This is a genomic window from Streptomyces sp. NPDC001890 (genome assembly GCF_042891445.1).
GTDB lineage: Bacteria > Actinomycetota > Actinomycetes > Streptomycetales > Streptomycetaceae > Streptomyces.
Genome location: NZ_JBIATE010000067.1, coordinates 1 through 8,137 on the forward strand (window position 1 = coordinate 1; position 8,137 = coordinate 8,137).

Here is an 8,137-nt window from a genome sequence, read left to right on the forward strand (position 1 = left end):
TGTACCGCTTCGTGTACTTGCTTCCCACCTGGTGCTACTTCCTCTGGAACCTCACGTCCCAGTCTCCAGGTGTCCACGATCAAGGGGAAGGTTCACCATGGCCTGGCTAGCCGGCTGCCGCCGACTCCACCGCCGCTACGAACGCAAGGCCGAGCACTTCCTCGCCTTCACCAGCATCGCCTGCACCCTCATCTGCCACCGCAGACTCGCCAAATGGGCTGTCCTTCGAGTGCGGCTTCCCACAGCTGATCCGAGACGTCCTCGTCACCGTCGAAGAACCGGGGCAACAGGACCTCGGCTGCATCTTCGGCTTCAGCCTGCTCGTGGTAGAAACCATCGGAGGCGCGCAGCCGGCGGGTCTTCAGGTCATGGGCGATTGTAACTTCGCCGCTGTCTGACCATTCGAGCCACGCGCCCGCAGATGTGACACCGCGCACGACGAACATCCCGCCATCGGTGAGTTCCGTCATCAACAGTCCCCCGACGGTGAGCGAGCCACCGATGATCAGATTGCAGTCCTCGAGGAAAAGGTCCCGAGCGGTGACCGAGCCGGTGACATAGAGCGGCGTGTAGACGTCCATGTTCAAGAAGCGCATCGGACCGTTGACGGTCAAGTCGCCGTCGATGACATAAACCGTGTCCACTGCTTCGTCCGGGCCGTTCCCCATCACCAGAGGCCCTTCCACGGTTACATCACCCCGGTGCACAAAGAAGCACTCCGGCTCTTCCCCGAAGAAGTCATCCAGGTCATCCAGCAGGCCGTTGCTGGCTTCGCCGATGTCGTAGCGCTCCGTCGCCTCCGCCATCGGTACTGATTCCCAACTCTGTGCCCACTGCTCGAAAGACACGTCGCCACTCACATTCTGTACGAACCCGGATATGTTGCTTTACGACAGACAGTGTGGCCGGGCAGCAACTCTCGGCCGACCCGCACCGGCTGCTCGACTACTCGCTCGAAGTCGTCCTCTTCCGCCCTCCGTACAGCGCGGCGGACCTGGAGCTGAACTGGGTCGAGGACCAGTCCTACGATCCTTTCTCCTACGGCCTGATCGACACGGAGGGGCGGTGGCGCATACCGATGGGCCAACGGTTCATCTGTGTGCGGCCGTTCCGCGACGGAACCGCCGAGGTGATCCTGAACACCGAGGACGGCTCCTACGGTGGCCGGTGGACGGGTATCGACACCCAGGGACGGTCCGTCGACCGGCCGTCGTAGAAACCGATCAGTCCACGTAGAAGACGATCAGCCCCTCGCCGGCCGCCGCGGCGTCGGCGAGGAATCAGGCGAGCTCCTCGTAGTGCGACTTGTCGAAGCCCTTGCGCCGGCCCCGGTCCGGCACTAGGGCCACCCCGGCCGCGGCCATCTTGACGGAATCGGCCCTGGCGACCAGGAAGTCGAAGGGGTTCCCGCCCAGGGCGGCGGCCAGCGCCGTCACGCCCGCAGGAGTGACAGACCAGGGCTCGAAAAACTCTCCGACATCGGACAGAAGCCACGGCTCGACGTCGTCCGGCTGCCGGATGGTTCCCTCGTGGATGCCCAGCGTGTACAACGTGACCGGTGTGCCCGCGTCCGCCAGCACGAACTCGAACAGGGCGATCGACTTCTGCGGTACGGACACGATCGGGACGTCGCTTTCGTCCCACTCCCCGTACCACTCGACCACCGCGTACCAGTCGCTGGCGTACCGGGCCAACTGCTCCGGAGCGAACCGGGCGTACATCAACACTGTGCTCATGCCTGGCACGCTATGCCGGGGTAGTCGGCGGCTTCTCTCCCACGTGCGGCATTTCCGTACTTCTACTGAACCTCCGAGGACCACGACCGGCCAGGGCGCCGCCCCGGCGTTCGCCGCGGCGCGGCGCACGAGAGATGAGAGGGCCCGGATCCGATGGGGATCCGGGCCCTCTCAACGTTCTGCGTCTCAGCTGTCTACCAGCGCATGCCGAGTTCATCAAGGTCCGCACGGCGCTGTTCGGACAGTTTCGCGGCCCGTTTGGACGTTGTCGAGCCATGTGCCGAGCTTCACCACCACCGGCCCGTCAGCACCGTTCTGACGGCCTCCCGGACCATCCTTCGCCTCCCCAGGGGCTCGGCATGCTTGCGGGGCACCCGAAGATGCCCTTCACGGGCGCTCGGTGCCGTCGATCTCACTCGGCCCGAAGGAGAGCACGCTGATCAGCCCGGACCGTGCGGACCATCATCAAGACGGCCGCCCGCGCGGCCGGGCTCATCAAGGACGAGGACGAACGGGCCCGGCGGGACGCGCCGGCCCGACCGGGTGCGGCACGGCCTGACCCCCTCTGCGGCCAGAGCGGTCCTGCCGCGCCGCACACTGTCGGTCTCGAATTGCCCGACCACCGCGCTCAAGCCTTCGTTCCGTCCCTGATTTCATTCCCCGGCCCCTCTCTCTCGGCCCCAGGGGGTGCTCGGCAGGGTTCCGGAACCCAACCCGCGGCCCCGCCGCCGCGTCGGCGGCGGCAGGCCCGGGATGCCGCTACGCAGGTACGACGTGGACGCTCTGCGCGACGTGGCCGGGGTTGCAGGTGACCGCAGCCACGTCGGGTGCCTCGACGGTGTTGCTGCTGTAGAGGACGTACCCCAGGCCGTGCTGCCCGGAGTAGCAGACCACCTTGGCCTGGTAGGTGCCGGTGTCGCACTGCACCTTGCCCCCTCCGTACCAGTGGACGTTGGGGCCCTCATGGGCCCACTCGATCCAGGTGACGCAGCCGGTGGGCGGATCGGCCTGGGCCACAGGGGCTGCTTGAGCGGGGACAGCAGCCAGAGCGGACAACCCGAGGACGGCTGTCGCGAGGGTCACCATGGTTCGCTTGAGCATCAATTTCTCCTGCATTTCGAGTAGGGAAACGTTAACTAGTTCTGCCGGAGGCCATCGCTGCTGGCCTCCTTTGCCGGACGGATGCGGTGATTAACGTGATGGTCATTCACCTCTGGCGTTCCGGTCACGCCGTTGACGCTAGTTGCCGGTGGACCTGAACGGCCAGGCTTGCGTGCCGCGTTGAGGGTTTCTACTGATGCCCGCGCGGGACGGCGTGTGTTTTCTGGAGCTGCCGAGAGCGCTCCCGGCCACCTGCATGCCGCCGCCGCGAACCCACCGGACGGCCTCGGCTCTCGGTGGGCCGGTAGCCTGCGGCTCTCGTCTTCGCCGCTCGCACCCCGCTGGTGCGGGTGCCCCCGACGGACGGGCCACACCGGCCCGTTCCCTGACCGCAGACAAAGCGAACGTCATGGCACACAACAAGAACGGCGACACCCCGCTGCCCATCGACATGGCCGCGATCCGGCGGACCGTCGAGGTGATGCGGGCCGAACGGGCCGCCGCGCTCAAATCCGACAACAGCGACAGCGGCTGGCTCGCCGATCTCGTGGAGAGGGACCTCGACAGCTACCAGGAGTTCGTCGCCCAGCTGCGCGTCACCCTCAACCCCGACCTGCTCGGGTACGTCCCGGAGATGTGCGCCAAGACACTCGGCGACACCCGAACGACCCGCACCCTGATCGGCGACCAGCAAGTGGACACCCCGCTCTTCCACCACGGCGACCTGGTGGTCAAGGGCGACCTCGGCGTGGGCGCGCCCTTCGTGGTCACCGGATCGGTGATGGTCGACGGCGTGCTCGCCAACTGCGGCCCCGACTCGGTGGTGGCGATCGGCGGCGCAGTGACGACCCGGGGGGTCCTCACCAGCGGCGAGATACTGGTCATGGGCGACATCGAGGCCGACGTCGTTCGCTTGTGGGTGATCCCGGCGGCTGCCAGCGCGTCGCGCCAGGTGTGGGACTTGTAGCAGGCGCCGTTGTCAGTGAGCACGCGTTCGACGGTGATCCCGCACGAGGCGAAGAAGGTCTGCGCCCGTTGCCAGAACGCGGTGGCGGTCTCCTTCTTCTCGTCGCAGTGGATTTCGCTGCAGGCGAGGCGGGAGTGGTCGTCGACGGCGGTATGGATGTAGCTGTAGCCGGCCCCGGATCAGGTCTTCCTGCCTGCTTGGCGGCTCAGTGTCTTGTGGCCGCCGCCGTCGGGGATGTTGCCGAGTTTCTTGATGTCCACGTGCACCGGTTCGCCGGGCCGGTCGCATTCGTAGCGGCGTATGACACGGCCGGTTGCCCGGTCGAGGTGGGTCAGGCGGGCCAGGCCGAAGCGGGTCGGCATGCGGTGCACGGTCGAGGGCACCAGGCCCAACAGATGGGCGATGCGGGTGGGTCCCCACCGGCGTGCGAGTCGGACCTTGATGATCCGTCATTCGGTCCGCGTCGGCGTCCGGCGGGGGCTGTTGTGTGGACGGCTCGACCGGTCCGCCATGCCCGCCTCGCCGAACAGCCGATAGCGGTCTGCCCATCGTTGGGCCGTTGTCGGTGAGATCTGGAAGCGCTCGGCGGCCCGGCGCAAGGGCCAGCCGTCCTCGACGACGCAGCGGGCCAGACGCAGACGGCCGGTCTCGGTCAGCGGTGCATTACGGTGGGGCACGATGGCCTTTCGGTCGGTGTAGACGTCGCAATCCACACCAAATCCGGAAGGCCCTCGCCCATTCAAGGCCCCTCAGCCGAGACCTGCATCACCCGTCCACAACCTCCCGGGACAGAACAACTAGGGCCACGAAATGCCCAGTTCATGCGTTTCAACCGAATTGCGCCGCCGTCGACAATCGGATGATTGAGCCTCACTTGGAGACGTCAATCAGAAAAAGCTATTCTACTTTTAGTTGCCTCTGGCAACCAAAAGTACCGCTGAGGCGGCTCGCTGGACTATGTGTCGCCCGCCAGGAGGAATTGAACATGTCAACAACTACCCGGACCTTTCGTACATACGTCGAGGAAAACCTCGACGCGTTAGCGAGCAACGCGGGGCGCGAAATCCTTTTACACCAGGAGCGTCGGGTCACCGCAGGCGAGTTCCGCGATCTCGTCTACCGGATGGCACGAGCGCTGCGCGCCCAGGGCATCGACCGCGCAGACACCGTCACGCTGCTGTGCGGCAACCTGCCGGAAACGATCGCGGCGCGCTACGCAGCCAACCTGATCGGCTGCCGGGTCAATCACCTTTACAACAAGCTCTCAGCCGAGTCCCAGGCCGCCATCGTCCGCGATATCGAGACCCGTACCCTGATCGTCGATCCCCGATACCTGCAACGGGCCACGGAGATATCCGAGTCGACCCCGGTGTCGACCGTTCTCGTGCTCGGCCCCACGAAGGTGGGAGCGGACCTGCTGGAGCTGGCGGCCGAGCACTCCCCCCAGCCGCTGCAGAGCCGGGCGCGGCCGCGCGATGTGTGCACCATTCGCCACACGGGCGGCACCACCGGCCACCCCAAAGGCATCTGCACCACTTATGAGCAGGTGCGACCGTTCACGACCGACCCCGCAGAGGAGCCGCCCCAACTGCTGGTGTCCACCACCCTCGCCCACGCCGCCGGAATGATCACTGACGCCGTTCTCCGGGCCGGCGGCCGCGTCGTCCTGCTCGACGAATTCGATCCCGCCGACGTTCTCCTCGCCATCGAACAACAGCGCATCAGCCACCTCTTCCTCCTACCGCCCTTGCTCTACCAGCTGATGGACCACCCCGATTCGGACGTCCGTGACACCTCCACACTGCGCTACATCGCCTACGGGGGTTGCCAGTCCTCGCCCGCCCGCATAGCCGACGCCATACGGCGCTTCGGCCCTGTGCTGCGCCAGTTCTACGGCCAGAACGAGGCGGGCGGAATCAGTGCGCTGTTGCCCGAGGACCACGATCCGGGGCGGCCGGACCGGTTGCGCTCGGCGGGAAGAGTGCTGCCCGGGGTTGAGGTGGTGATCCGTGACGAGGCCGGACGTGACCTGCCAACGGGCGAGCACGGCGAGATCTGCGTTCGCTCCGCCACGCTCATGAAGGAGTACTGGAAGCAGCCCGAACTGACCGCCGAGGTGCTTCGGGACGGCTGGCTGCACACCGGCGACATCGGATTCCTCGACGCTGAAGGCTACTTGACGGTCATCGACCGGCTCAAGGACATGATCATTGTGGTCGGCGGCCATGTGTACACCACCGAGCTGGAGGACACGCTCAACTCCCACCCGCACGTCCTTCAGAGCGCCGTCTTCGGTGTCCGTGATGGTGATCGCACGGAGCGAGTGCACGCCGTCGTCGTCCCGGTTCCCGGCAGCGGAATCGATGAACAGCAGCTGCGTGACCTGGTCCGCGACGAACGTGGCGCGATGTACGAACCGGCTTCCATCAACTTCATCGACGCACTGCCCCTGACCGATGCCGGTAAGCCGGACAAAAAGCAGCTGCGGCAGCGGGCCGAGCATGAACTCGGAGCAGCCTGACAGGAAACGGCGGTTCAAAGGCTGGCGCAGCGCCGCCAGCCTCACCGGCACAAGACAGTCCGCTTCGCTGGCCGACAGCTTCCCCACCGGAATCGGACTCGCCCTCGCCACCATCCCCCTGAAAGGCCGAAGTCAGTAACAACTCGAGCAAATAGACTGGTGTCATGGCCGACGGTGGAGACGTGTGTCCCAGCGGTGGGTGGTTCACGGATCAGACTACAGACGGTAATCACTGTCGGCTAGGTCTAAGAAGGCCTCGATGAAGGTGGCGCGCCTTCCGTAGCAGCGGACGGAACGGGGGGAGACGTTCTGCCAGACGTGGGCTCGTTCGACGTACCACCGCTGGGTGATCTGGATGGCCGCTTTGGTCCCATCGATCGCGTTCTACTTCAGCCAGGCAAGGTTCCCAGGCGTATCCGCTCATCCTGCCAGGTCCGGATCGCGGTGGTCGAGCGCGTGTCATCCGCCATGGCCTGGTAGAAGCAGCCGAATCGTAGGAGTTGCAGGAATTTGTCGAAGACGGAGCGTTTGAGATCGACCCGCCTTCCGGCGTTTTTTCAGCTCGGCTGTGACGTGCGGGACCCCGTAGGTACGGCCCGATTGCCGGTGGATCTCAGCGATACGTCCGGCGAGCTCTGCATCTGCCTGAGCCCGGACAGCCCGCGCGTCCGCGCCTGCCGCACCCCCAGGCTATCGCCCGGGGGTGTGACCGGCGCGGGGCTCACCAGGTCTTGCCCGGGGGCTGCTGGGTGGTGACGTTGATGCGGTTGAACAGGTTCGTCAGACCGATCGCGAGGACCAGCGCGGAGAGCTGCTTCTCGCTGAAGTGGCGGGCGGCCTCGTCCCAGATGGTGTCGGGCACGGGATCGGAACGGTCGCTGAGCCGGGTCGCGTGCTCCGCGAGCGCCAGCGCGGCCCGCTCGGCGTCGGTGAAGTACGGCGCGTCGTGCCAGGCCGACACCGCGAACAGCCGCTCGTCGCTCTCCCCGGCCTTCCTGGCGTTGCGCACGTGCCCGTCGACGCAGAAGGTGCAGCCGTTGATCTGGCTCACCCGAAGACCGACCAGTTCGAGCATGGTCTCCGGCACCCCGCCCTTGCTGATGGCCTTGACCAGGCCCAGTACGGGCGGCAGGGCCTCGGGAAGGATCTCGGCCGGGTTCTCGATACGTGCCTGCATGATGTCTCTCCTTCGCTGTCCGTCACGGTCGCGGCGGCTGTCGCGGCGGCGTTCCCGCCGCGCCCTCACTGCACTGACGGACGGCGGAGCGGAAGTGTGACGAGAGGCCCGTTCGCCGCTTCGCGGCCGGGGCGCGCCGGGGTCCTCACCACGTACGCCGCAGGGAGCTGCGCAGCCCGTTCTCCTCGGTGACCCTGGCTCGGAGCTGCCGTATCAACACGGATTCCGCAGCTCCGTCGCCCTCGTCGGAACGGCACCGCGGGCACTCGCAGGGCGGCCAACGCAGTGGGTTGAACCCGGGCAATCCCGGTGCCGGATCGGTCTCCTGCTCCCGCACCCGGCTGGGGCCGGGCTCGGGGAGTTCGATGCCGGTGCTCTCCAGGGGAGCTGAGACGGCGGGCAGTACGGCGGCGCGGACCACGGACAGGCTCCTTGAGGGGCGGCGATGGGCGGAGCGGTCAGAACTGGAGGGACTTGGTCTGGAGGTACTCCGCGAGCCCGTGGGAGCCGAGTTCGCGGCCGACGCCGGACTGCTTGTAACCGCCGAACGGGGCGAGCGGGTTGAACCGGCCGCCGTTGATGTCGACCTGCCCGGTGTCCATCCGGCGGGCGAACGCCACCGCCTCGGCCTCGTC

General features: G+C 66.5%; 10 protein-coding genes and 3 pseudogenes. 4 read left to right on the top strand and 9 right to left on the bottom strand.

What is annotated here, in order from left to right:
- Positions 1-94: 94 nt before the first annotated feature.
- A pseudogene (locus ACFYY1_RS42745) lies at positions 95-208 on the top strand (IS5/IS1182 family transposase); the annotation flags it as partial.
- Here the strand turns inward: ACFYY1_RS42745 and ACFYY1_RS42750 are convergent.
- Entirely contained in the window at positions 189-848 is a 660-nt protein-coding gene (locus ACFYY1_RS42750) for a hypothetical protein (protein WP_388595484.1), read from the bottom strand. The pseudogene ACFYY1_RS42745 and the gene ACFYY1_RS42750 sit on opposite strands and share 20 nt — an antisense overlap.
- A gap of 53 nt (positions 849-901) precedes the next feature.
- Here ACFYY1_RS42750 and ACFYY1_RS42755 point away from each other — a divergent pair, with 53 nt between their 5' ends.
- Positions 902-1,216, top strand: coding sequence for a WG repeat-containing protein (locus ACFYY1_RS42755; RefSeq protein ID WP_388595473.1), 315 nt, complete (start codon positions 902-904; stop codon positions 1,214-1,216).
- 64 nt (positions 1,217-1,280) lie between these two features.
- Here the strand turns inward: ACFYY1_RS42755 and ACFYY1_RS42760 are convergent, their stop codons facing one another.
- Both ACFYY1_RS42760 and ACFYY1_RS42765 read right to left on the bottom strand, forming a co-directional pair.
- Entirely contained in the window at positions 1,281-1,736 is a 456-nt protein-coding gene (locus tag ACFYY1_RS42760; RefSeq protein ID WP_388595475.1) for a hypothetical protein, read from the bottom strand.
- A 759-nt stretch (positions 1,737-2,495) separates the two neighbouring features.
- A complete protein-coding gene (locus tag ACFYY1_RS42765) occupies positions 2,496-2,837 on the bottom strand; it encodes a hypothetical protein (protein WP_388595476.1) in 342 nt (113 codons plus the stop codon).
- 409 nt (positions 2,838-3,246) lie between these two features.
- Here ACFYY1_RS42765 and ACFYY1_RS42770 point away from each other — a divergent pair, with 409 nt between their 5' ends.
- Positions 3,247-3,804, top strand: a complete 558-nt coding sequence (locus ACFYY1_RS42770; RefSeq protein WP_388595486.1) for a hypothetical protein — start codon at positions 3,247-3,249, stop codon at positions 3,802-3,804.
- Here the strand turns inward: ACFYY1_RS42770 and ACFYY1_RS42775 are convergent.
- A pseudogene (locus tag ACFYY1_RS42775) lies at positions 3,744-4,481 on the bottom strand (IS481 family transposase); the annotation flags it as partial. The gene ACFYY1_RS42770 and the pseudogene ACFYY1_RS42775 sit on opposite strands and share 61 nt — an antisense overlap.
- 308 nt (positions 4,482-4,789) lie before the next feature.
- Between ACFYY1_RS42775 and ACFYY1_RS42780 the strand changes: the two are divergent.
- A complete protein-coding gene (locus ACFYY1_RS42780) occupies positions 4,790-6,325 on the top strand; it encodes an AMP-binding protein (RefSeq protein WP_388595478.1) in 1,536 nt (511 codons plus the stop codon).
- A gap of 162 nt (positions 6,326-6,487) precedes the next feature.
- Here ACFYY1_RS42780 and ACFYY1_RS42785 read toward each other — a convergent pair.
- The 5 genes and pseudogenes from ACFYY1_RS42785 to ACFYY1_RS42805 form a co-directional block, all read right to left on the bottom strand.
- Positions 6,488-6,852 (bottom strand): annotated as a pseudogene (locus ACFYY1_RS42785) (hypothetical protein); the annotation flags it as partial.
- On the bottom strand, positions 6,785-6,946 hold the full coding sequence (locus tag ACFYY1_RS42790) for a hypothetical protein (protein WP_388595481.1): 162 nt from the start codon (positions 6,944-6,946) through the stop codon (positions 6,785-6,787). The gene ACFYY1_RS42790 and the pseudogene ACFYY1_RS42785, both read right to left, overlap by 68 nt.
- Before the next feature lie 100 nt (positions 6,947-7,046).
- Positions 7,047-7,502 (bottom strand): carboxymuconolactone decarboxylase family protein, encoded by a 456-nt coding sequence (locus ACFYY1_RS42795; protein ID WP_388595480.1) that lies wholly within the window; start codon positions 7,500-7,502, stop codon positions 7,047-7,049.
- 145 nt (positions 7,503-7,647) lie between these two features.
- Positions 7,648-7,923: a hypothetical protein gene (locus ACFYY1_RS42800; protein ID WP_388595488.1), complete on the bottom strand. Its 276-nt coding sequence runs from the start codon at positions 7,921-7,923 to the stop codon at positions 7,648-7,650.
- A 37-nt stretch (positions 7,924-7,960) separates the two neighbouring features.
- A partial coding sequence (locus tag ACFYY1_RS42805) for an aldehyde dehydrogenase family protein (RefSeq protein ID WP_388595483.1) occupies positions 7,961-8,137 on the bottom strand: 177 nt, incomplete at its 5' end.